Origin of the sequence: Streptomyces polyasparticus (assembly GCF_014493765.1) — a bacterium.
Classification (GTDB): Bacteria; Actinomycetota; Actinomycetes; order Streptomycetales; family Streptomycetaceae; genus Streptomyces; species Streptomyces polyasparticus.
Window position 1 is genome coordinate 350,891 of sequence record NZ_JACTVJ010000001.1, and the last position, 21,376, is coordinate 372,266.

At 71.2% G+C, this 21,376-nt stretch carries 22 protein-coding genes; 12 read left to right on the forward strand and 10 right to left on the reverse strand.

Annotated elements, in window-relative coordinates; genetic code table 11:
• The first annotated feature begins 184 nt into the window (after positions 1-184).
• Positions 185-1,336: a serine hydrolase domain-containing protein gene (locus H9Y04_RS01475; RefSeq protein WP_187811739.1), complete on the forward strand. Its 1,152-nt coding sequence runs from the start codon at positions 185-187 to the stop codon at positions 1,334-1,336.
• 107 nt (positions 1,337-1,443) lie between these two features.
• Here H9Y04_RS01475 and H9Y04_RS01480 read toward each other — a convergent pair whose 3' ends face one another.
• Complete coding sequence (locus H9Y04_RS01480; RefSeq protein ID WP_187811740.1) at positions 1,444-2,286, reverse strand: ATP-grasp domain-containing protein; 843 nt, start codon at positions 2,284-2,286, stop codon at positions 1,444-1,446.
• A gap of 105 nt (positions 2,287-2,391) precedes the next feature.
• On the opposite strand from H9Y04_RS01480, the gene H9Y04_RS01485 reads away from it, so the two are divergent.
• Entirely contained in the window at positions 2,392-2,892 is a 501-nt protein-coding gene (locus H9Y04_RS01485; RefSeq protein WP_187811741.1) for a pyridoxamine 5'-phosphate oxidase family protein, read from the forward strand.
• A 48-nt stretch (positions 2,893-2,940) separates the two neighbouring features.
• Here H9Y04_RS01485 and H9Y04_RS01490 read toward each other — a convergent pair whose 3' ends face one another.
• Positions 2,941-3,594, reverse strand: a complete 654-nt coding sequence (locus tag H9Y04_RS01490; RefSeq protein ID WP_187811742.1) for a response regulator — start codon at positions 3,592-3,594, stop codon at positions 2,941-2,943.
• Complete coding sequence (locus H9Y04_RS01495) at positions 3,591-4,898, reverse strand: sensor histidine kinase (RefSeq protein WP_187811743.1); 1,308 nt, start codon at positions 4,896-4,898, stop codon at positions 3,591-3,593. Before H9Y04_RS01495 ends, H9Y04_RS01490 begins: the two co-directional genes overlap by 4 nt.
• Positions 4,899-5,031: 133 nt before the next feature.
• On the opposite strand from H9Y04_RS01495, the gene H9Y04_RS01500 reads away from it, so the two are divergent.
• Positions 5,032-6,030 (forward strand): ABC transporter ATP-binding protein, encoded by a 999-nt coding sequence (locus H9Y04_RS01500; protein ID WP_187811744.1) that lies wholly within the window; start codon positions 5,032-5,034, stop codon positions 6,028-6,030.
• The gene (locus H9Y04_RS01505) at positions 6,027-6,866 is read left to right on the forward strand and encodes an ABC transporter permease (RefSeq protein WP_187811745.1); all 840 of its coding nucleotides are present in this window, start codon (positions 6,027-6,029) and stop codon (positions 6,864-6,866) included. The genes H9Y04_RS01500 and H9Y04_RS01505 overlap by 4 nt, the downstream gene beginning before the upstream one ends.
• A gap of 31 nt (positions 6,867-6,897) precedes the next feature.
• Here H9Y04_RS01505 and H9Y04_RS01510 read toward each other — a convergent pair whose 3' ends face one another.
• Both H9Y04_RS01510 and H9Y04_RS01515 read right to left on the reverse strand, forming a co-directional pair.
• Positions 6,898-7,389 (reverse strand): GNAT family N-acetyltransferase, encoded by a 492-nt coding sequence (locus H9Y04_RS01510; RefSeq protein ID WP_187811746.1) that lies wholly within the window; start codon positions 7,387-7,389, stop codon positions 6,898-6,900.
• 66 nt (positions 7,390-7,455) lie between these two features.
• Positions 7,456-8,901, reverse strand: coding sequence for an FAD/NAD(P)-binding protein (locus H9Y04_RS01515; protein WP_187811747.1), 1,446 nt, complete (start codon positions 8,899-8,901; stop codon positions 7,456-7,458).
• Positions 8,902-9,106: 205 nt separating this feature from the next.
• Here H9Y04_RS01515 and H9Y04_RS01520 point away from each other — a divergent pair, with 205 nt between their 5' ends.
• The gene (locus H9Y04_RS01520; RefSeq protein ID WP_187811748.1) at positions 9,107-10,213 is read left to right on the forward strand and encodes a LuxR C-terminal-related transcriptional regulator; all 1,107 of its coding nucleotides are present in this window, start codon (positions 9,107-9,109) and stop codon (positions 10,211-10,213) included.
• Between the two features lie 193 nt (positions 10,214-10,406).
• Positions 10,407-10,907: a DUF6174 domain-containing protein gene (locus tag H9Y04_RS01525; RefSeq protein ID WP_187811749.1), complete on the forward strand. Its 501-nt coding sequence runs from the start codon at positions 10,407-10,409 to the stop codon at positions 10,905-10,907.
• A gap of 131 nt (positions 10,908-11,038) precedes the next feature.
• On the opposite strand, the gene sodN is transcribed toward H9Y04_RS01525, so the two are convergent.
• Positions 11,039-11,434, reverse strand: a complete 396-nt coding sequence (gene sodN / locus H9Y04_RS01530; RefSeq protein ID WP_187811750.1) for a superoxide dismutase, Ni — start codon at positions 11,432-11,434, stop codon at positions 11,039-11,041.
• 175 nt (positions 11,435-11,609) lie between these two features.
• Here sodN and sodX point away from each other — a divergent pair, with 175 nt between their 5' ends.
• Positions 11,610-12,035, forward strand: coding sequence for a nickel-type superoxide dismutase maturation protease (gene sodX / locus H9Y04_RS01535; protein ID WP_187811751.1), 426 nt, complete (start codon positions 11,610-11,612; stop codon positions 12,033-12,035).
• On the opposite strand, the gene H9Y04_RS01540 is transcribed toward sodX, so the two are convergent.
• On the reverse strand, positions 11,939-12,568 hold the full coding sequence (locus H9Y04_RS01540) for a CGNR zinc finger domain-containing protein (RefSeq protein ID WP_187811752.1): 630 nt from the start codon (positions 12,566-12,568) through the stop codon (positions 11,939-11,941). The two genes, sodX and H9Y04_RS01540, sit on opposite strands and share 97 nt — an antisense overlap.
• Before the next feature lie 101 nt (positions 12,569-12,669).
• Here H9Y04_RS01540 and H9Y04_RS01545 point away from each other — a divergent pair, with 101 nt between their 5' ends.
• Entirely contained in the window at positions 12,670-13,437 is a 768-nt protein-coding gene (locus H9Y04_RS01545; protein ID WP_187811753.1) for a class I SAM-dependent methyltransferase, read from the forward strand.
• A 90-nt stretch (positions 13,438-13,527) separates the two neighbouring features.
• Here the strand turns inward: H9Y04_RS01545 and H9Y04_RS01550 are convergent, their stop codons facing one another.
• Genes H9Y04_RS01550 through H9Y04_RS01560 form a run of 3 tightly spaced genes read right to left on the reverse strand, consistent with a single transcriptional unit; the run spans position 13,528 to position 16,201 of the window.
• On the reverse strand, positions 13,528-14,292 hold the full coding sequence (locus H9Y04_RS01550; RefSeq protein WP_306660106.1) for an amino acid ABC transporter ATP-binding protein: 765 nt from the start codon (positions 14,290-14,292) through the stop codon (positions 13,528-13,530).
• Positions 14,289-15,212, reverse strand: a complete 924-nt coding sequence (locus H9Y04_RS01555) for an amino acid ABC transporter permease (protein ID WP_187811754.1) — start codon at positions 15,210-15,212, stop codon at positions 14,289-14,291. The genes H9Y04_RS01550 and H9Y04_RS01555 overlap by 4 nt, the downstream gene beginning before the upstream one ends.
• A gap of 29 nt (positions 15,213-15,241) precedes the next feature.
• Positions 15,242-16,201 carry an ABC transporter substrate-binding protein gene (locus H9Y04_RS01560; RefSeq protein WP_187811755.1) on the reverse strand — a complete coding sequence of 320 codons (960 nt, stop codon included), beginning with the start codon at positions 16,199-16,201 and terminating at the stop codon, positions 15,242-15,244.
• Positions 16,202-16,701: 500 nt separating this feature from the next.
• On the opposite strand from H9Y04_RS01560, the gene H9Y04_RS01565 reads away from it, so the two are divergent.
• The 4 genes from H9Y04_RS01565 to H9Y04_RS01580 all read left to right on the forward strand — a co-directional run bounded on the left by H9Y04_RS01565 (position 16,702) and on the right by H9Y04_RS01580 (position 21,371).
• The gene (locus tag H9Y04_RS01565; RefSeq protein ID WP_187811756.1) at positions 16,702-17,910 is read left to right on the forward strand and encodes an NAD(P)-dependent malic enzyme; all 1,209 of its coding nucleotides are present in this window, start codon (positions 16,702-16,704) and stop codon (positions 17,908-17,910) included.
• A gap of 249 nt (positions 17,911-18,159) precedes the next feature.
• Positions 18,160-18,738: a phosphoesterase gene (locus tag H9Y04_RS01570; protein ID WP_187811757.1), complete on the forward strand. Its 579-nt coding sequence runs from the start codon at positions 18,160-18,162 to the stop codon at positions 18,736-18,738.
• Complete coding sequence (locus tag H9Y04_RS01575; RefSeq protein WP_187811758.1) at positions 18,735-20,294, forward strand: alkaline phosphatase D family protein; 1,560 nt, start codon at positions 18,735-18,737, stop codon at positions 20,292-20,294. The genes H9Y04_RS01570 and H9Y04_RS01575 overlap by 4 nt, the downstream gene beginning before the upstream one ends.
• A gap of 114 nt (positions 20,295-20,408) precedes the next feature.
• Complete coding sequence (locus tag H9Y04_RS01580; protein WP_187811759.1) at positions 20,409-21,371, forward strand: zinc-binding dehydrogenase; 963 nt, start codon at positions 20,409-20,411, stop codon at positions 21,369-21,371.
• Positions 21,372-21,376: the final 5 nt, after the last annotated feature.

Genomic DNA, 21,376 nt, shown 5'->3' on the forward strand with positions numbered 1-21,376 from the left:
CAGGAGTGTAGGGACGGGTTCCGGGTTGTGCGGGGGTTCCCCGGGGTTACACAGGGTTCCCTTGCGCGGTACGCGAGTTGACGCACGGACCGTCCGCCGGAGCGGGAATGCGCCGATCAACGCCCCGGTTGATCCCGTACGCACGGAAGATCGTGCGCGCGCAGGGACACCACAAGGGGGAGACATGGCGGAGACGGCTCGGGTGCAGGTGGCGGGCGAGGTGGCGGCCGGATTCGAGGCCGTACGGGAGGAGTTCGCGGCGGTCGTGGCCGGCGAGCCCGCCGACACCGGAGCGCAGCTCGCCGTCTATCAGGGCGGCCGGCGCGTGGTCGACCTCTGGGCGGTGACGGACGCGCAGGAGGCCGGGGACGAACTTGCGCCCCTGTTCTCCGTGACCAAGGGCGCGGCCTATCTGGTCACCGCGCTGCTCGTGCAGGACGGCGTGCTCGATCTGGACCGCGAAGTGGCCCACTACTGGCCCGAGTTCGCGGCGCAGGGCAAGAGCGCGCTCACCCTGCGCGCACTGCTCCAGCACCGCGCCGGTGTGGTCGGCATCCCCGGCGGCGCGAGCGTCGACGAACTCGCCGACGAACCGGCGCTCGCCGCGCGCCTGGCCGGACAGCGGCCGCTGTGGCAGCCCGGCACCGCGTACGGGTATCACGCCCTGGTGATCGGTGCGCTGGTCGGCGAGGTGGTCCGCCGGGCCACCGGGCGTACGGTCCAGGAGATCTACGAGGAGCGGCTGCGCTCCCCGTACGGACTCGACTTCTACCTGGGGCTGCCCGAGCAGCTCGCCGGCCGCACGCGCGATGTGCTGCCGATGCGCCCGACGCCGGAGCAGGCCGCGCAGCTCGCCGCGGGGGTGCTCGGCGAGGCGATGCGGATCGCGTTCAACGTCGAGGGCACACCCGACATCACGGTGTACGGCAACTCGCCGCTCGTACGCGCCAACGGCCCGGCGTCGGCCGGCGGCGTGGGCAACGCGCGCGGTGTGGCCGGTCTGTACGCGGCCGCGCTGACCGGTCTCGACGGCGGTCCCGCGCTCCTTCGGCCGGACACGCTCGCGCGGTTCACCGGCGAGCGGACGGCCGGCGCCGATGTCGTCACGGGCGAGGTGGAGCACTTCCTCGTCGGCTTCGAGACCCAGCAGGTCCGGTACCCGTATCTGGGCGCCGACGCCTTCGGCCACTGCGGCGCCGCGGGCTCCGAGGCCTGGGCGGACCCGTCGACCGGCCTGACGTACGCGTACGCGCGCCGCCTGTGGGCGTTCCCGGGCGGTGCGGCACCGGAGAACCTGCGGCTCGGCGAGGCGGTGTTCAAGGCGGCGACTGCCTGAACGCCGCCTAGGGCCGGCGGGCCGAGCGCGCCCGCGTTCCGCTCAGGCCGGCGGGCCGAGCGTGCCCGCGTTCGGCCCGCCGGCCCTAGGCGGCCCTGGGCGCGGGGTCAGCGCGCGTCCGACGCGTCGAGCAGGCGGTGTACGGACGCGGTCATCTCCGCCGCGAACGCCTCCCGTGTCGCCTCGTCCACCCGGTCGAGGGAGAGATACGGATTCAGGTCCTCCAGTTCGACGAGGAGCAGCGCGCCGTCGGGTGCGCGGCAGGCGTCCACGCGCTGGATGCCGAAGGACAGGGTGTTCCAGGCGATGAAGCTCCGGGCGAACTCCAGGTCGGCGGCGGTGGGTTCGTACGGCACCAGCTCCCAGCGCCGCTCCGGGTCGGGTGCGTACAGGGCGTACTGGAAGGCGTCGTCGACGAAGTAGAAGGACACCTCGTACCGGAATGGGATCTTCGGCTGGACCAGGATCCCCTCCTCGTACGGGAGCGTTGCGAGCTCGTCAGGCGCGACCGTGCGCAGTCCCAGCGAGTCGGCGCCGAGGCGTGGCTTGACGATGTACGCGTCCGCTGCCGGGAGCCGGTGGAGGTCATCGGCGGCCGCGACCGTCGGGATGACGGCCAGGCCCTCGTCGGTGAGGTCGACGAGGTAGTCCTTGCCGGCCATGTCGCCCCGGCCGTCGGAGGTGTTGTAGACGGGGAGGCCGGTCGTGCGGGTCCTGTGCCCGAACGCCTCGTACTCCGCAAGGTAGTTGAGCACCGGACCGCTGTTGCGGACGATCGCCGCGTCGAAGCCGTCAAGGAGCGCGGTGGCGTCCAGCGGGTGGCACAGCGCGAGGGCGAAGTGCTCGCGCAGCCGCGCCGTCAGCGCGATGTCCTCGTCGCAGTAGCGCCGCCCGCGCGCCGGGTACGCGAGGTCGGTGACGTAGAGGATGCGGGGCTTGGCGGGCGGCATGGGGGTCCTTCGGGGCGGTGCGGTGCGCCAGGGGATGTGTGGTCCCCTCCGGGCGCGGATCGCGCTTCACGCTACCTCCGCTCCGTACGGCGCTACCGTGGAGGGGTGGACCCGCTCCCGCCGCCACAGGCGGCCGCGCCCCTGATGTACGGGGCGCCGGCGCCGCCCGGGGAGCTGCTGCCGTGGGAGTGGGCCGAGAGCCGGCTCGTCGCGGCCCAGCACTACTGGATCGCGACCACGCGCCCGGACGGGACGCCGCACAGCCGGCCGGTGTGGGGCGTATGGCTCGCGGACGGCTTCTGGTTCAGCACCGGCTCGCTCGCCGTGCGCAACCTCGCCGCGCAGCCCGCGCTCACCGTGCACCTGGAGGACGGCCGCGCGGCCGTCATCGTCGAGGGCCTGGCGCGGCCGGTCACCGACGGCGCGGACCTGGAGCGGATGTGCGAGGTGTACTCGGCCAAGTACTCCTACCCGGTCAGCCCCTGCCCCGAAGGCATCACGGACGGGGACGGCAACGCGGGCCCGGCGTATCTGGTCCGCCCGGCCAAGGTCTTCGGGTGGGACGCGGACATGCATGCGCCCACGCGCTGGACCTTCGCGAGCTGACGTACGGGTGTCCCGACGTGCCGGCCTTTCGGGGGCCGCGCAGCCGGCTCAGGGCGTCCCGACCAGCCCCGCCTCGTAGGCCAGGATCACCAGCTGCACGCGGTCGCGGGCGTCCAGCTTGGCCAGGAGGCGGGTGACGTAGGTCTTCGCCGTCGCGGGCGAGATGGTGAGGGCCGTGGCGATCTCCGCGTTCGTCAGGCCCGAGCCGATGAGGGTGAGGACCTCGCGCTCACGGCTGGTGATCGCGCTCAACTCCCGTACGGGGGAAGGCTTCTGCGTCCGTACCGCCGCGAAGTCCTTGATCAGGCGGCGGGTGACGGCCGGGGCGAGCAGGCCGTCGCCGGCGGCCACCACGCGGACCGCGTCCAGGATCTGTTCCAGGGCCATGTCCTTGACCAGGAAGCCGGCCGCTCCGGCCTGCAGCGCCCCGTACACATACGCGTCGTCGTCGAAGGTGGTCAGGACGATGATCTGGGCCCCGGCCGGCCCCGCCACGATCTGCCGGGTCGCTTCGATGCCGTCCATCTCCGGCATACGGATGTCCATCACGATCACGTCGGGAGCGGCCTCGGCGGCGAGCTTGACGGCCTCGATGCCATTGCCCGCCTCACCGACGAGTTCGAGATCGGGCGCGTCCGCGATCACCATCTGCAGCGCGGCCCGCACCAGCGGCTGGTCGTCGACCAGCGCGACCCGGATCATCGCGGCCCGCCGGCGGGCAGGGGCAGCCGGGCCGCGACCCGGAAGCCGCCGCCGGGGCGGGCGCCCGCGCTGAACTCCCCGTGCAGCAGGGTCACTCGCTCGCGCATGCCCAGGAGGCCGAAGCCGCTGCCGGGTCCGCCCTGCTTTCCGGGTCCGCCGGACCTCCCGGGGCCGGCCTGCTTTCCGGGTCCGCCAGGTCCCTGGCCGCGGTCGGTGATCTCCAGGGCGAGTTCGCGCTCGCCGTACTCCACACGCACCTCACAAGCCTCCGTCTTCGCATGCCGTACGACATTGGTGACCGCCTCCTGCACCAGGCGGAACGCGGCCAGATCGATCTCCGGCGGCACCGGGCGGCGCGGGCCGGCCCAGGTCAGGGCGACCTGGACGCCCGCCGCCGAGGTCGAGGCGGCCAGTCGGTCCAGGTCGGACAGGCCCTGCAGGGGCGCGAGTTCGGGGCCGGATTCGGATCCGGTCCCGTGCCCGGGGTCGGGCCCGGTCCCGTGTCCGGGTTCCGGCTCGCGCAGGGCGCCCAGCATGCGGCGCAGACCCGCCAGGGTCTCGCGGCCCGCCTCCTCCACCACGCGCATCGCCTCGCCCGCGCGCTCCGGCTGGGTGTGCACCACGCGGGCGGCCGCGCCCGCCTGGAGCGCGATGATGCCGATGCTATGGGCCACGGTGTCGTGCATCTCGCGGGCGATACGCAGACGTTCGGCCGTGACGGCCTGCGCGGCGGCCTGGGCCTGCAGAGCGGCGACATGGGCGCGGGACTGGTGGGTCGCGTCACCGACGAACCAGGCGACGAGGACGGTGATGAGGACGGCCAGGAACTGGGCGGTGTCGATGTTGGCACCCATCGCCCGCCGTACCCCCACCGGGAAGACGAGCACCATCAGCGCGAGGCAGGCGGTGAGGGAACTGGTCCTGCGCGGGTGGCGCAGCGCCACGCAGTAGAGCGCGAACGCCGGGGGCAGGAACGCCACCACGTCGAACTGGTCGGCCTCGCCGAGCGTGGCGGCCGCCCAGGCGGAGCCGGTGAGGAACAGTGCGTACCCGAGGAGCGGCAGGCCGCGCATCAGCAGGCTGCCGGCCACGACCATGGCCGTGGCCGCCGCGAGGAGCGCCCAGCCGGCGGGCCCCGGGTCGAACGAAGGCTTCACCTCGCCGTCCATCAGGGCTTCGCCGGGCAGCAGGAAGAACTCGTCGAGAAGCACGAACGTGTAAGCCGCGAACCAGAGGCCCACCGCCCACGTCTCGGGGCGTATGCGCCTGAGCAGCGGAGGGCGGCCTGCCGGGATCGCGGTCATGCGGTGATCGTAATGAGCCGCCCGATCGCGGTCATCGGCCCGCAGCCGTACAACCACGGGTGACATCCGCGGCCCTGAGGTGTCACCGCCGGCTGGACGCCCCGGCACCCGCTCGCCCGGCACCGTTGTCCCCATGATCGAGGTCAAGGGAATCACCAAGCGATACGGGTCCACGACGGCCGTCCGGGACCTGACGTTCACGGTCCGGCCGGGCCGCGTCACCGGCTTCCTCGGGCCGAACGGGTCCGGCAAGTCGACCACTTTGCGCATGATCCTCGGGCTGCACGCCCCGACGAGCGGCACGGTCACCGTGGACGGCCGGTCCTTCGGGGGCCTGCCGCGCGGGCTGCGCCATGTCGGCGCGCTGCTCGACGCCCACGATGTGCACGGCGGCCGCAGCGCACGGGCCCAGCTCATGGCGCTCGCCCGCAGCAATCGGATCCCGGCGGGACGGGTGGACGAGGTGCTCGCCGAGGTCGGCCTCACCGCGGTCGCCGGCCGGCGCATCGGCGGTTACTCGCTGGGGATGAAGCAGCGCCTCGGCATCGCCGCCGCGCTGCTCGGCGACCCGCCCGTGCTTCTCTTCGACGAGCCGCTCAACGGGCTCGACCCGGAGGGGGTGCGCTGGGTGCGCGAGCTGTTCCGCCGCCTCGCCGACGAAGGCCGTACGGTCTTCGTCTCCAGCCATCTGATGTCCGAAATGGAGCACACCGCCGACGACTTGATCGTCATCGGCCGGGGCGAGCTGATAGCGGCCCAGTCGCTCGCCGAGTTCGCCGCGCGCGGCACCCGCCGCCATGTCACGGTCCGTACGCCGCGGCCCGACGCGCTCGTCGACCTGCTCACGGCGGCCGGCGCGAGCGTCACCTCGTACGGCGAACGCCTCGAGGTCACCGGGCTCGACGCCCCCGACGTGGCCCGTGTGGCCCTCGACCACCGCATCCTCCTGCACCACCTCTCCACGGAGAACGCCTCCCTGGAACGGGCGTTCATGGAACTCACCGCGGACAGCGCGCAGTACGTGGGAGCCGATCTCCCCTCCGCCGATCTCCCGTCGGCCGGTCTCCCCTCCGCCGACCTTGTTCCTGCCGACGTTTCTCCTGCCGACCTCACCTCTGGGGACCCCCGATGACGTATGCACCGACGGCACCGCCCGCCGAACTCCGCCCCCGCGCCCGCTTCCGCGACGTGGCCGCAGCCGAGTGGATCAAGACCCGCTCGCTGCGCTCCACGCCCATCGCGTACGCCACGACGGCGTTTGCGGTGCTCGCCTTCAACCTGGGCACGGCGTACGACTCGGTGAGTCACTGGTCGGCGCGGAATGCCGCCGACACCGCCGCGTTCATCGGCGACGGCATCCCGCTCCAGCACGCGTACAACGGCAACGCGGCCCTGGTCCTGATGCTCGCGCTCGGCGCGCTCGGCGCGTTCACGATCGTCGGCGAGTACGCGACGGGAACGATCCGCACGACGTTCGCGGCGGTCCCGGCGCGGAGCTCCGTCCTCGGCGCGAAGGCGGCGGTGCTCGCCCTGGTGAGCACGGTCTTCGGCCTGCTCCTCGCCCTCGCCTCCTTCTACGGGACACAGGCGATCCTCGGCACGAAGGGAGCGGGCATCGGCCTCGGCGACCCCGGAGCCCTGCGCATCGTGCTCGCCTCGGCCCTGCTCGCCCCCGTCTCGGCCCTCGCCGGCCTTGCGCTCGGCGCCCTGATCCGCCACACCGCCACGACGATGATCGCCGTGGTGACCGTGCTCCTGATGCTCCCGATCGTCCTCACGGACGGCCGCTACCTCTCGGCCCTGCTCGGCCACGCCCTCCCGTACCAGGCCTGGCTCCGCCTGGCCGAACCCCACTACGTATCACCGCAGTTCGGGTGGACACAGAGCGGCGCGTGGACGGTGTACGCGGTGTGGGCGCTGGTGTCGGCGGCGGTGGCGGTGGTGTCCGTACGGCGGCGGGATCAGTGAGGGGAGGACGCGACGGCCGGCCGAGGAGCCGTCAGGCCAGCACCTTGGCGAACCAGTGGTCCGCGCGGCCGTGGCCCTCGTACGGCGCCGTCTCCTCGAAGCCGCTGCGCAGATACAGCGAACGGGCCTCGACCAGCTGGGTGTTGGTCTCACACACGAGAAGGGTGGCCCCCAGCTTGCGCGCGGTTTCCTCGACGGCGTGCAGCAGCCCGCGGCCCAGGCCCGAACCGCGCCCGTCGGGCCGCACATACATCCTCTTGAGCTCGGCCGTCCCGGAGCTGCCGGGCAGCAGCCGGACCCCCACGCACCCGAGGAATGCTCCCTCGCCGTCCCGCGCCACCAGGAACTCCCCACAGGGCGGCCCGAGATCGGTGTGCGGGTCGTGCGCCATGACGGCAAGCAGCTCGCTCTCGTTGGCGGCGCGCCCGAGCACGCGGCGCCCCATCTCGGTGAAGTACTCGCGCATCACCTCGTCGACCCCGGCACCGGTGACGGGCTCCGCGCTGATGGTCCAGATCGGCATGCGGGCCATGCTCCCGGACGGCCCGCGCACCCGTCCATGGGTGGGCACGCGACAACACAAAGGACCTCAGTTCGCGCCACCCGCCCCTCGGGCCCCGGCCGCGAGGATCGCCTGGGCGGCTCGTGCTGCCTGCGCGGCAATGCCCGCGATGCTCGACGTGATGAACGGACCGCCTCCGCAGAGGTCGCCCACGACGTGCAGGCTCGGGTCGGCCGGCACGAGTCCGCCCGCCGGGTGCAGCTCGGCCGAGCCGTCCGCCAGCAGGGCCGTCACCAACGGGGCGGCCGCCCGGGGGACCGCCCGCGGCGGTGGATTGACGGCGTTGACGACGACGTCGAAGGTGCGCTCGCCGAAGTCGCCGTACACATGGAACGCCCCGTTCGCGTCCTCGATCTTGCGGACGCCCGCGACAGCGGTGAGCTGCCCGGATTCCAGCAGCCGCAGCACGGCGGCGGCGTTCACCGGGACCATGGGCGAGGCCACACTCGTGGCCGTACGGAAGTGGCGCCCGAGCCGCAGCCGGTCGGGCTCGGGCAGCAGCCGCCATGCGTACGGGCCGACGCTGTGCGCCGTCTCCTGGAGGACCCTGCGGGCGATCCGGGCATCGCCGACGGCGTCGAGTTGCGCGCGCAAGCGCCGTACCGGGTCCTCCGTCCCGGTCGCCCGCAGGTCGGCGGCGAAGGCCCCGAAGTCCTCTCCCGCGTCCGCCAGTTCGGCCCGCAGGAGGCCGGTCAGGTCGTCGAGCGTCACCGCACCGTGCCGCCGGTGCAGCGCCGCCACCCGCTCGACGGTCACATGCCGAGGCCGGTGGCCGACCGGGCGCTGCCAGACATGCGGCAGCACACCGCTGCGCGACAGCAGTGAGATCGGCCCGCTGTGCCCACGCGCGGCGAGCGACACGACGACGTCGACGGCGGTCAGGCCGCTTCCGATGACCGCGATACCGGCGCCGGCCGGGATCTCGGCGAGCGTGCGGGCCAGCGGGTAAGGATCCTCGAAGAAGCGGGGAGCGCCGCCGAGGCCGTAGTGATCCTGAGGTGTTCCCCCGCCCACGCACAGGGCCACGTGGTCGGCCGTGTACCCCTGGCCGTCCTCGGTGCGGAGCGACCAGACGCCTTCGGACCGGGTCACGTCGGTGACGAGGGCGGTGACGATGCGCACGTGCCGGCCGCTTCGCCGCAAGTCGGCCGAGGCCGCCTCGGCGGTGTGTGCCAGGTACTCGCCGTAGAGCGCGCGCGGAACCAGCGGCTGTCCGAGCCGTACGTCGAGATGGGCGGTGCCGCGCCCGCCCAGCCAGGACGCATAGTGCCCGGGATCCCCGTGGCGGATCGACATGATCGAGGGGGGCGCATTGACCAGCACCGTGTCCAGATCAGGGCCGTACGGGCGGCCTCGCCACAGATGCGGGGACGGCTCGAACACGGTGACGGTCCCGGGGCTTTCGGCAGTGGCCGCCAGGCTGTCGAGCAGTCCTGCGGAGGCGGCTCCCGCGCCGACGATGGCGATGTCCATGGTGTTCCCTTCGCGCTGCGGGCCGTGGCCGGATGGCCGCACGACCTCGTCGAGCCTCACCCGTCACCCACGCCGATCCCATCCCTCACCAGCGGTGGCCGGACGGAAATACCCCCCTCGATCGGGGGGTTGGCGCAGAACGGGAGGCCGGGGGAGTCTGACCTGCATCCGGATCTGACCCGCATCCGGACGAAGGGGGATCGTCATGGCCGATACGCGCCGCCGCGCCGAGGCGCTGTCCGGTCACGCCAAGGTGCTGTCGAGCGCGGACCGGGCCGCCGACACGGGTGAACTCTTCAGCCGTACCTCCGCCGAGCTGCGCAGGCTGATGCCGTTCGACTCGGCCGTATGGGCTGCCACCGACCCGGAGACCGGCCTCGTCACCGCGCCGATGGTGGTGGAGAACCTCGGCTCGCGGGAACGCTGCGCCGAGTACTGGGAGAGCGAACTTCTGGAGGAGAACGTCCTCCCGTTCCGGGACCTGGTCCGCGCCAAGGTCCCGGCGGCCGGCCTGCGCGCCGCCACCGACGGCCTGCCCGCCCGCAGCGCGCGCTTTCGCCGGCTGCTCCGGAGCCAGGGGGTGGACGACGAGCTGCGCGCCGTCCTGCGGGTCGGCGACCGGCCATGGGCCGTGGTCAGTCTGTTCCGCGGGAGCGGTGGCGCCCCGTTCGGCCCCGACGAGACCGCGTTGCTCGCCGGTCTGTCCACTCCGCTGGCCCTGCGCCTGCGCCGGTTCGCCCGCCCTTCCCCGCCCACCGGGACCACCGAAGCACCCGCACCCGGCCTTGTGCTCTTCGCCCCCTCCGGTGAACCGATGTCGATCAACGAGGAGGCGAGGCAGTACCTCGCGCGGCTCCCTCAAGGCCCGTCCATTCCCTCGCAGTTGGGCCTGAGGCTGCCCGTATGGGTGCTCACCACCGCCCTGCAGGCCCGGGCGATCGCCCAGGGGCGCGACCGGCCGGGAGGCGCGCGGATGCGCATCCGAACCGCCGACGGCCGCTGGCTGACCTGTCATGCCTCCTGCCTCAGCGGCCCCGCCGGGCAGCCCGGCCCCGTGGCCCTCGTCATCGAACCGGCGGGCGCCGCCGACCGGGCGGTCCTCGTCGCCGAGGCGTACGGCCTGACGCCACGCGAGCTGGAGATCACGCAGCTCATCACGCGCGGGCTGTCCACCGCCGGGATCGCCTCGGCGCTGTTCATCTCTCCGCACACCGTCCGCGACCACGTCAAAGCCGTCTTCGGCAAGACCGAGGTGTCCAGCCGGGGCGAACTCGTCGCGCGTCTGTTCGCCGAGCATTACCGGCCGGGGTGAGGGCGCTGCCCGTCCCGGTGGCCGCCGGGCCCGAACGTTCCAGGGCCGGCCGGGGTGAGGGCGCTGCCCGTCCCGGTGGCCGCCGGGCCCGAACGTTCCAGGGCCGGCCGGCGTCATAGCGGTAGCCGTCACCGCAACAGCGGTAGCCGGTTCCGAAGCGCGGCAGCCGTCACCGAAGGAGCCCCCCACGCCCATGACCGCCCTCCGCTCCGCCACCCGTCTCGCGTCCGCCTCCCGCTTCGCGTCCGCCGCCGTACTGGGCGCAGCGCTGCTGTGCACCGCCGCCGCGTGCGGGACCGGCGCGCCGACGTCCTCGGTGTCCGCCCAGGGGGGCGGGACAGGGCAGAGCGGGACCACCTGGGAGGAGCCCGCCTCGTACACGTACACGCTGAAGTCGAGCGCGCAGGTCCTGTACGGGACCTTCCGGGTGACGGTCCGCGAGGGCAAGGGGGAGAAGATCGTCGGCCTCGACGACGAAAGCCGGCTGGCACTGCGGCACGGGCCCGCTGAAGTGCCCACGATCGGCAACCTGTTGGAGCGGCTGGAGCAGGCGCGGCGCGAGGGAGCGCATACGGCCGAGGCGGAGTACGCCGACGGCGGGCGCCCGGCGCGGATCACTCTGGACGGCGACAGGAACGCGATCGACGACGAAGCCCGCTACACCATCAGCGCCTACGAGCCGTCCGCCGGCTAGGGCCTGATCCACCGGCAGGACAGAGGGCGCACACCGAAGGGGCCCGGCCGGGTGACGGCCGAGCCCCTTCAGAAACGCTCGCTGACCTGCGAGGGTGCACCGCTCGCCGGTCGTGGCGAACAGGCCCTTGATCAAGCCTTCTTGGTCTCCCAGAAGATCTTGTCGATCTGGGCGATGTAGTCCAGCGCCTTCTGGCCCGTCGCCGGGTCCGTCGACGCCTTCGCGGCCGAGAGGGCCTTGAGGGTGTCGTTCACCAGCTGGTGCAGCTCCGGGTACTTCTCGAAGTGCGGGGGCTTGAAGTAGTCGCTCCACAGCACCGAGACGTGATGCTTGGCGAGCTCGGCGCGCTGCTCCTTGATGACAACGGCGCGAGCCTGGAAGTGGGCGTCGTCGTTCGCCGCCATCTTCTCCTGGACGGCCTTGACGGACTCCGCCTCGATACGGGCCTGGGCGGGGTCGTACACACCGCAGGGCAGGTCGCAGTGGGCGCTGACCTTGACCTTGGGGGCAAACAGGCGGGAGAGCATGTAGCTGTCCTTCCTCGTGATCGTCTTCTCAAGTGGGAGATTACTCCCTGGGAAGGTGAGTTTCGCGGGTGCCCCCGGCGGCTTAGGTCAAAAGTCCAGGGTGGGCCTGGGACCCGTGGACGATCCGACTGCACACTGTGAGGGTGGCGGCGAGACGGTCGGCAGGAGGTGCCTGATGCGGGAAACGGGGCGAGTGGACGAGCGCAGAGTGCCGTTCGGCATCGCCGAGGTGCACGGGCCCTCGATGGTGCCCACGCTGTACCACGGCGACCAGCTCCTGATCCGGAACGGCAGCAGGATCCGGCCCGGTGACGTCGTGGTCCTGTGCCACCCGTTCCAGCAGGACCTCCTGGTCGTCAAGCGCGCGGTCGAGCGGCGCGAGGGCGGCTGGTGGGTGCTCGGGGACAATGCGTTCGCCGGCGGCGACAGCACGGATTACGGGACCGTCCCCGAGGAGCTCGTCCTTGCCAAGGTGCTCGGGCGCTACCGGCCGCGCGCCAAGGGTCAGCGGCTGCTGTTCTGGCTCTTCTCGGCGGTGCGTCCCGTGCTCGCGTCCCGGTCCGTACGGGCCGCCGCCTCCTCGCGCTTGCGGGCCCGGTAGGCCGCGACATTGGCGCGGGTCGCGCAGCGGTCCGAGCAGTAGCGGCGCGAGCGGTTGGTCGAGGTGTCGAGATAGGCGTTGCGGCAGGGCGCCGCCTCGCACAGGCCGAGGCGGTCCACGCCGTGCTCGGTGAGGTGGAAGGCCAGGCCCATCGAGGCGATCGCCGCATAGCCCGCCGTCGCGTTCGACGGGTGGTCCGCGAGATGCATGTGCCACAGCGGGTTGTCCTGGTCGTCGCGGTGGTCGTGCCCGGAGATCTGCGGGCTCACCGGGAATTCCAGGAGCAGGGAGTTGAGCAGGTCCACCGCGAGCGTCTCGTCCCCGCTGTCGGCCGCCTCGAAGACCGCGCGCAGCCGCCCCCGTACCGAACGGAAGCGCGTGACGTCCGCGTCCGTCGCGCGCCGGGCCGCCGACTGGTTGGCACCGAACAGCGCGCGGACCGCCTCGACGCTGGTCAGCGTGTCCTTGCCGCGCAGTGGTTCCTCGCTGTTGACGAGACGCACGGCATAGTCCGAGTAATAGGCCAATTCCACTTGTAGTCCTTACGGAGGCGGTCTATCTTCGTCATACGGCGGTAATAGTCGTGCCCCCGGGCAGGGGCTTACGTACAGGGTATTACGTACGGAGGGGAACCATGACGGACACCAACACCGCACCCGGCACCGACTGGCGCGCATGGCAGGACAGCTGGGACCGGCAGCAGCAGTGGTACCTGCCGGACCGCGAGGAGCGGTTCTCGGTCATGCTCGACATGGTGGAGGCCCTGGTCGGTCCGAAGGCGCGGGTGCTGGATCTCGCGTGCGGTACGGGGAGTATTACGGACCGGCTCCTCCGGAGGTTCCCCGAGGCCGAGAGCACCGGCATCGACCTCGACCCCGCGCTGCTCACCATCGCCGAGGGCACCTTCGCCGGTGACGGCCGCGTCACGTTCGTACGGGCGGACCTCAAGGATCCCGAATGGGCCGCGAAACTCCCGTACGACTCCTATGACGCGGTGCTCACCGCGACCGCGCTGCACTGGCTGCACAGCCCCGAACTCGCCGTCCTGTACGGGCAGATCGCCGGCCTGGTGCGCGAGGGCGGCGTCTTCATGAACGCCGACCACATGCCCGACCCGGCGACCCCGCGGATCAACGCGGCGGAGAGCGCCCAGCGCCACGCGCGCGCCGAACGGGCCAAGGGCGAGGGCGTCCTGGACTGGAAGGAGTGGTGGCAGCTGGCCGCCGCCGACCCGGTGCTCGCCGCGCCCACCGCCGAACGCTTCGAGATCTACGGGGACCACGCGGACGGCGATATGCCCTCGGCCGAGTGGCACGCCCAGGCCCTGCGCGACGGCGGCTTCGCGGAGGCCCGTACGGTCTGGGCCTCGCCGGCGGACGCGCTGGTGCTCGGACTCAAGTAGCTCGGGCTCAAGTAGCTCGCGCTCAGGCGGTGATCAACGCACAGGGGCGGTACGGGAGTTCCCGTACCGCCCCAGTCGTGCGAAGGAGAGCTACAGCACCTTCGACAGGAACGACTTCGTCCGGTCGTGCTGCGGATTCGTCAGTACGTCACGGGGGTTGCCCGACTCGACGACCACGCCCTCGTCCATGAAGACCAGGGAGTCGCCGACCTCGCGGGCGAAGCCCATCTCGTGCGTGACGACGATCATCGTCATACCGTCCTCGGCCAGGCCCCGCATGACGTCGAGGACGTCACCGACGAGCTCCGGGTCGAGCGCGGAGGTGGGCTCGTCGAAGAGCATCAGCTTGGGCTCCATCGCGAGCGCACGGGCGATCGCGACGCGCTGCTGCTGGCCACCGGAGAGCTGGGAGGGGTAGTTCCCGGCCTTGTCGGCGAGACCCACGCGGTCGAGCAGCTTCCTCGCGCGCTCCCGGGCCACGGCCTTGGACTCGCGCTTGACCTGGACCGGCGCCTCCATGACGTTCTCGAGGGCCGTCATGTGGGGGAACAGGTTGAAGCGCTGGAAGACCATGCCGATGTCACGGCGCTTCAGGGCGACTTCGCTGTCCTTGAGCTCGTAGAGCTTGCCGCCCTTCTCGCGGTAGCCCACCAGCTCGCCGTCGACCGAGAGCCGGCCGCCGGAGATCTGCTCCAGGTGGTTGATGCAGCGCAGGAAGGTGGACTTGCCGGACCCGGACGGGCCGATGAGGCAGAACACCTCGCGCGGCGCGACCTCCAGGTCGATGCCCTTGAGGACCTCGACGTGCCCGAAGGACTTGTGGACGTTCTCGGCCTTCACCATGGGGGTCGTCATCGTGCGAGGCTCCTCAACGACAGGGCGGCCTTGAGCTTCTGGAACGGCGTCGGCGGCAGGGTGCGTGTGGACCCCTTCGCGTAGTGACGCTCCAGGTAGTACTGGCCGACCGACAGGACCGAGGTGACGACCAAGTACCAGGCCGCGGCCAGGAAGTACATCTCCACCGGCGAGCCCGAGGTCTGTCCGATGTCCGAGGCCTGCTTGAAGAGTTCGTAATACTGCACCGCCGAGACCAGCGATGTGGTCTTCAGCATGTTGATGACTTCGTTGCCCGTGGGCGGCACGATCACGCGCATCGCCTGCGGGATCACGATCCGGCGCAGGGTCTTGCTGTGGCTCATGCCCAGGGCGTGCGACGCCTCCGTCTGGCCCTCGTCCACCGAGAGCAGACCGGCGCGGCAGATCTCCGCCATGTACGCGGCCTCGTTGAGGCCGAGTCCGAGCAGCGCCGTCAGGAACGGCGTCATGAAGTCGGACCACTGGTCCTTGTAGAACGGCCCGAGGTTGATGTACTCGAAGACCAGGCCCAGGTTGAACCAGAGGAACAGCTGGACCAGGACCGGGGTGCCGCGGAAGAACCAGATGTAGAACCAGGCGATCGACGAGGTGACCGGGTTCGTCGACAGGCGCATCACCGCGAGGACGATGCCGCCGATGATGCCGATCGCCATCGAGAGCAGCGTGAGCCACATGGTCTCGACGACGCCGTCGAGGATGCGGTCGTCGAAGAAGTAGTCGGGGATCGCACCCCAGTTGATCCTGCCTTGCGAGAAGGCGTAGACGATCGAGACGAGGATGCCGATCGCCAGGACCGCGGAGACGTACCGGCCGTAGTGCCGGACCGGGATGGCCTTGATGGCCTCCGGTCCGGCCGGCTTCGCGTCCTGCGGCCCGGTCTTGTCTATGTCAACAGACATGAAGAGGGCCTTTCAACGACAGCTGACGGTCACTTGCCGCCGTTGATGGTGATCTCGTCCAGCTTGCCCTGCTCGACGCCCCACTTGGAGAGGATCTTGTCGTACTCGCCGCTCTTCACGATCGCGTCGAGGGCGGCCTTGAGGGCGTCACGCAGCTGGGCCTGGTCCTTGGCGACGGCGATGCCGTACGGAGCGGCCTCGACCTGGTCGCCGACGAGCTGGAAGTCCTTGCCGCCACCGGAGGTCTCCACGGCGTACACGGCGACCGGGAAGTCGGCGGAGCCGGCGTCGGCGCCACCGGCGCGGACACGGGTCTGGGCCTGCTGGTCGTTGTCGAAGGACTCGATGGTCAGCTTCTTGTCACCGCACTCCTTGGCCTGCGCCTTGGCGAGGTCGTGCGAGACGGTGTTGCGCTGTACGGCGATCTTCTTGCCGCACAGGTCCTCCCAGCCCTTGATGCCCTTGTCGTCGCCGGCCTTGGTGTAGATGGAGACGCCCGCCGAGAGGTAGTCGACGAAGTCGACGCCCTCGCCGACCTTCTTGCCGGTCTCGGAGTCGATGCCGTTCTGACGGTCCTTGTTGTCCGTCATGGCCGACATGGCGATGTCGTAGCGGTCCGAGCGCAGACCCGTGAGCAGGGTGTCGAACGTGCCGTTCTCGAACTTGAACTCCACGCCGAGCTGCTTGCCCATCGCGGCGGCGAGGTCGGGGTCGACGCCCACGGTCTTGCCGGAGTCGTCCTTGAACTCGATCGGCGGGTAGGCGATGTCGGAGCCGACGCGGATCACGCCGGAGTCCTTGATCTCCTTGGGCAGCTTGTCCGCCAGCGGCGCCGCGGCCTTGCTGCCGTCACCGTTCTTCGGGGTCTCCTTGGAGTCGTCGGTCTGGTCACCGCAACCCGTCAGGATCAGCGCGCCGGCGACCGCGATCGCGCCGACCGCGGCTATCCGGGACTTGGCGGTCGTACGGCGGATGGAGCTTGCGGTCATGGGGGTCCTCCGGCAGATGAGGGAGAGATCAGTGGCCGGGCACACGGCTTCGGGTGTCGCGACCTTGTGTGATTACGGCATCTTGCCATTCGGACTGCCCGATTCAGGCTGCTGCCCAGGTCAAAATCGGATAACGGGTGACCAACGGACCTGGGATCCCTTGATTCCGGGGGCGGGCGTCCGTTTTGCGAACCGTCGTTAACAGGCCAAATCTGGCCGATCTCGCGATCCGGACAGCTTCGTTGAACTTTTCGCCCGACTCGGACATTTGGCATAGCTTTGTCCGGGGGTTGAGGCGAATCTCTCTCGTGGAGAGCCAGGTTCATCCTGTACAAAAGAGCGTTACACCCCTCATCCGGGGACCAGGGCGCGTGTGCGGCGCGCCCGCGCGAACGCAACCTCTTCTTCGCCCAACGGCGAAGCGCGTACGCGGTGCCCGCCCGCTCCCGAACAGGGAGCGGCAACCCTCAAACGATTGAACCTTTAAGGGGTCAGACAAAGTGGCAGCGGAGATCGTCAATCCTCGCAGCGACGCCGGGACGGACGGGGCCGAAGAGCCCTTCGATCCGGCCTTCGCGCTGCACCGCGGCGGCAAGATGGCTGTTCAGGCCACGGTGCCGGTCCGTGACAAGGACGACCTGTCCCTCGCGTACACGCCTGGTGTGGCCAAGGTGTGCAGCGCCATCGCCGAGCAGCCGGAGCTCGTCCACGACTACACGTGGACCTCGAACGTCGTGGCCGTCGTCACCGACGGTACGGCCGTGCTCGGGCTCGGTGACATCGGTCCTTCCGCCTCCCTCCCTGTGATGGAGGGCAAGGCGATTCTTTTCAAGCAGTTCGGCGGCGTGGACGCGGTCCCGCTGGCCCTCGCGACCACGTCCGTGGACGAGATCGTCGAGACCGTGAAGCGGCTCGCCCCGTCCTTCGGCGGCGTGAACCTCGAGGACATCTCGGCGCCGCGCTGCTTCGAGATCGAGCGGCGCCTCCAGGACGAGCTGGACATCCCGGTCTTCCACGACGACCAGCACGGCACGGCCGTCGTGACGCTCGCGGCGCTGCGTAACGCCGCGAAGCTCACCAACCGGACCCTGGGCGACCTGCGCGCGGTCATCTCCGGCGCCGGCGCGGCGGGTGTCGCCATCGCCAAGTTCCTGCTCGCGGCGGGTATCGGCGATGTCTCCGTCGCCGACCGCAAGGGCATCGTCAGCCGCGACCGCGAGGACCTCACGCCGGTCAAGCGCGAGCTGGCCGAGCTGACGAACAAGGCGAACATCTCCGGATCGCTCGAGTCCGCCCTGGCCGGCGCCGACGTGTTCATCGGCGTCTCCGGCGGTACGGTGCCGGAGCCGGCGGTCGCGTCGATGGCGCCGGACTCGTTCGTGTTCGCCATGGCCAACCCGAACCCCGAGGTGCACCCGGACGTCGCGCACAAGTACGCGGCGGTCGTGGCCACCGGCCGTTCGGACTTCCCGAACCAGATCAACAACGTGCTCGCGTTCCCCGGCATCTTCGCCGGCGCGCTCCAGGTGCGTGCCTCGCGCATCACCGAGGGCATGAAGATCGCCGCCGCCGACGCGCTCGCCGCGGTCGTCGGTGACGAGCTGTCCGCCGAGTACGTGATCCCCTCGCCGTTCGACGAGCGCGTGGCCCCGGCGGTCACGGCCGCGGTCGCCGCCGCCGCGCGTGCGGAGGGTGTGGCGCGCCGCTAGCGGCAGGCGAGTTCACGCTTCAGGACCCTGTCTCCTTCGCGGAGACGGGGTCCTTTTGCGTACGGCGCTTCACGGAGACGGGGGCCTTTTGCGTACGGCGCCGGATGCGTGGGCGCAGAGGCCGGGCGGGGCGATGTGCGGCGGACTGCCGGGATCCGACGGAGAGTTGGGGCGCGCGCCTTTCCTGGTTCACCAGGGGCTGGTGGGATGCGCGAGGTCGTCCCACTCCCCTCAGCTGGAGGTAGTCGCGTGAATCTGGTCGTCAACGGTGACGCGGAAGCGGGACCGGGCGGGAGCGCGGACCCCGTCGCGTCCGTCCCGGGCTGGCGTATCGCGCAGGGTGCCCCGGCCCTCATCGCGTACAGCCTCGGCGGGGGCTATCCCACCCCGGCCGACCCCGGGCCCGGGCAGCGCGGCAGCCGGTTCTTCTCCGGCGGCAACAGCCCCCGCACCGCACTCGTACAGGACGTGGCCCTGCCCGCGCGCGGCACGACCGGGCCCCGGGCCGTGGACGCGGGCCGGGTGCGGTACGCGCTGAGCGGCTGGCTCGGCGGCTACGCCACGCAGGAGGACGGGGCCCGGCTCTCCGTGGAGTTCCGCGCCGCCGACAGCACACCGCTCGCGCTGAGCGTGCTCGGGCCGGTGAGCTCCGCCGAACGCCTCGGCCGTACGGCACTTGTGGAGTGCAGGGCCGAGGCCGCCGTACCGCCCGGTGCCCGCAGCGCCCGCGTCCTTCTCGTCTTCACGCGCAGCGGCGGCGGTACCTCCAACGACGGCTACGCGGACGCCCTTTCCCTCACCCTGCACGCCACCGGAGGCCAGTCGTGAACCGTCGTGATCTGCTGAAGGCCGCGGCCGCCGCCGGCGCCCTGAACCTTGCCTGGCCGCTCGCCGTCGGCCTCACCCCTGCGCAGGCCCGCGAGGCCGCCGAGGCGCTCGGCGCCGACTACGACCCCGCGCCCTTCACGCTCGGCGTCGCCTCCGGCGACCCGCAGCCGCACTCGGTCCTGCTGTGGACGAGACTCGCCCCCGAACCCCTCGCCGCCGAGCAGCAGTTGCCCGAGATCGTCGAGGTGCAGTGGACGGTGGCGGAGGACCCGCGTCTGAGCAGGGTCGTCGCCCGCGGCACGACCTCCGCCTCCGCGACGCTCGGCCACAGCGTCCACGTGGCCGTGGACGGCCTGCGCCCCGGCCGCCACTACTGGTACGCCTTCCGCGCCCTCGGGAAGACGAGCCGCACCGGCCGTACGAAGACGGCGCCTACGGGACGTATCGGCAAGGCGGTCTTCGCCACCGCCAACTGCCAGGCGTTCCACGACGGTTACTACGCCGCACACCGCGGCATCGCCCGCGAGAACCTCGACTTCGTCATCCACCTCGGCGACTACATCTACGAGCACGGCCAGGTCGGCGGCGTCCCCGAGAGCCATGTCCGCGACCACGACGGACCCGAGATCCTCACCCTCGGCGACTACCGCAAGCGGCACGCGCTCTACAAGGGCGACCGCTCCCTGCGCGAGGCGCACGCCGCGCACCCGTGGTTCCTGACCTGGGACGACCACGAGGTCGTCAACGACTACAGCGGTACGGGCGGCGGTGCGCCGTTCATGAAGCGGCGGGCGGCCGCGTACCAGGCCTGGTACGAGCACATGCCGCACCGGGACTCCTTCGGTTCGATGGCCCTGCCCGACCCGGAGATCCACCGGGTGCGCAGCTGGGGCGAGCTGCTCGAACTGACCGTGCTCGACCTGCGCTCGTACCGCTCGGCACAGAACCTGCCCGACGGCACCATCCTCGGCGAGGACCAGAAGGCCTGGCTGAAGCAGGGCATCGACCAGGCCCCCGACGCCTGGCACGTCTGGGCCAACTCGATCATGCTCAGCCAGCTGCGCGGCCGGCCCGGCGGGAGCTACATGTTCACCGACCAGTGGGACGGCTTCCTCGCCGAGCGCAAGGAGGTCCTCGGTCATGTGCACGCGAGCGGCCTCGAGGACCTCGTCGTCCTCACCGGCGACTGGCACTCGGCCTTCGTGGACGACATCCAGGTCGACTTCGACCAGCCCGAATCCCCGCTCGTGGGAACGGAGTTCACCGCGCACTCGGTCACCTCGGGCGCGTACTCGGCGGACTGGAACGCGGCGAACGGCCCGCTCATGGGCAAGGCCAACCCGCACCTCAAGTACTTCGAGGGCAACCGCTACGGCTACGACGTGTACGAGGTCACACCCGAGCGCTTCAGCACCCACATGCGGGTGATCGGGGACCGGCGCGACCCGCTCTCGCCGGTGTCGACGCTGACCACTTTCCATGTGGACCGGGGCAAGACGGGTTCGTACGAGGACCCGGGGACGAAGGGGTCGCCGGCGCAGTACCGCAGGGACTGAGAACGGGCGGGGCGGGTGCGGGCCGGGGGACTCGTCCGGGACGACGGCCGGGTGCGAGGCGTCACACCGTGGCATGGTTCCGCCCCGCCCCGCCCGCCCCATATCGTCACCAGCATGTTCGCCGCCTATGCCGCACGCATCGACCGTGATCAGCCGCTCAACGGATTGGAGTTGGGCGAGCGCCCCGCTCCCGCCGCGCGCGAGGGCTGGTCGACCATCAACGTCAAGGCCGCCTCCCTCAACCACCACGACCTGTGGTCGCTGCGGGGCGTGGGTCTCGGCGAGGACAAGCTGCCGATGATCCTCGGCTGCGACGCGGCCGGGACCGACGAGGACGGCAACGAGGTCGTCCTGCACTCGGTCATCGGCCAGTCGGGCCACGGGGTCGGCCCCAAGGAGCCCCGCTCGATCCTCACCGAGCGCTACCAGGGCACGTTCGCCGAGCAGGTCTCCGTGCCCACCTGGAACGTGCTGCCCAAGCCCAAGGAGCTCAGCTTCGCCGAGGCCGCCTGTCTGCCGACCGCCTGGCTCACCGCGTACCGGATGCTCTTCACCAACGCCGGCGTACGGCCCGGGGACTCGGTCCTCGTACAGGGCGCGGGCGGCGGTGTCGCGACCGCCGCGATCGTGCTCGGCAAGGCGGCGGGCCTGCGGGTCTTCGCCACCAGCCGGGACGAGGCCAAGCGCAAGCGGGCGATCGAGCTGGGCGCGGTGGAGGCCGTGGAGCCGGGGGCGCGGCTGCCGCAGCGCGTCGATGCCGTCATCGAGACGGTGGGCGCCGCCACCTGGTCGCACTCCGTCAAGTCCCTGCGCCCCGGCGGCACTCTGGTGATCTCCGGCGCCACGAGCGGCGACCGTCCCTCGCACGCCGAGCTGACCCGGGTCTTCTTCCTGGAGCTGAAGATCGTCGGCTCGACGATGGGCAGCAAGGACGAGCTGGAGGACCTGCTCTCCTTCTGCGCCGCCACGGGGGTGCGCCCCGTCATCGACGAGGAGCTTCCCCTCGACCGTGCGCGCGAGGGCTTCGAGCGCATGGCGTCCGGCGAACTCTTCGGCAAGATCGTGCTGACGGTCTGACCGTA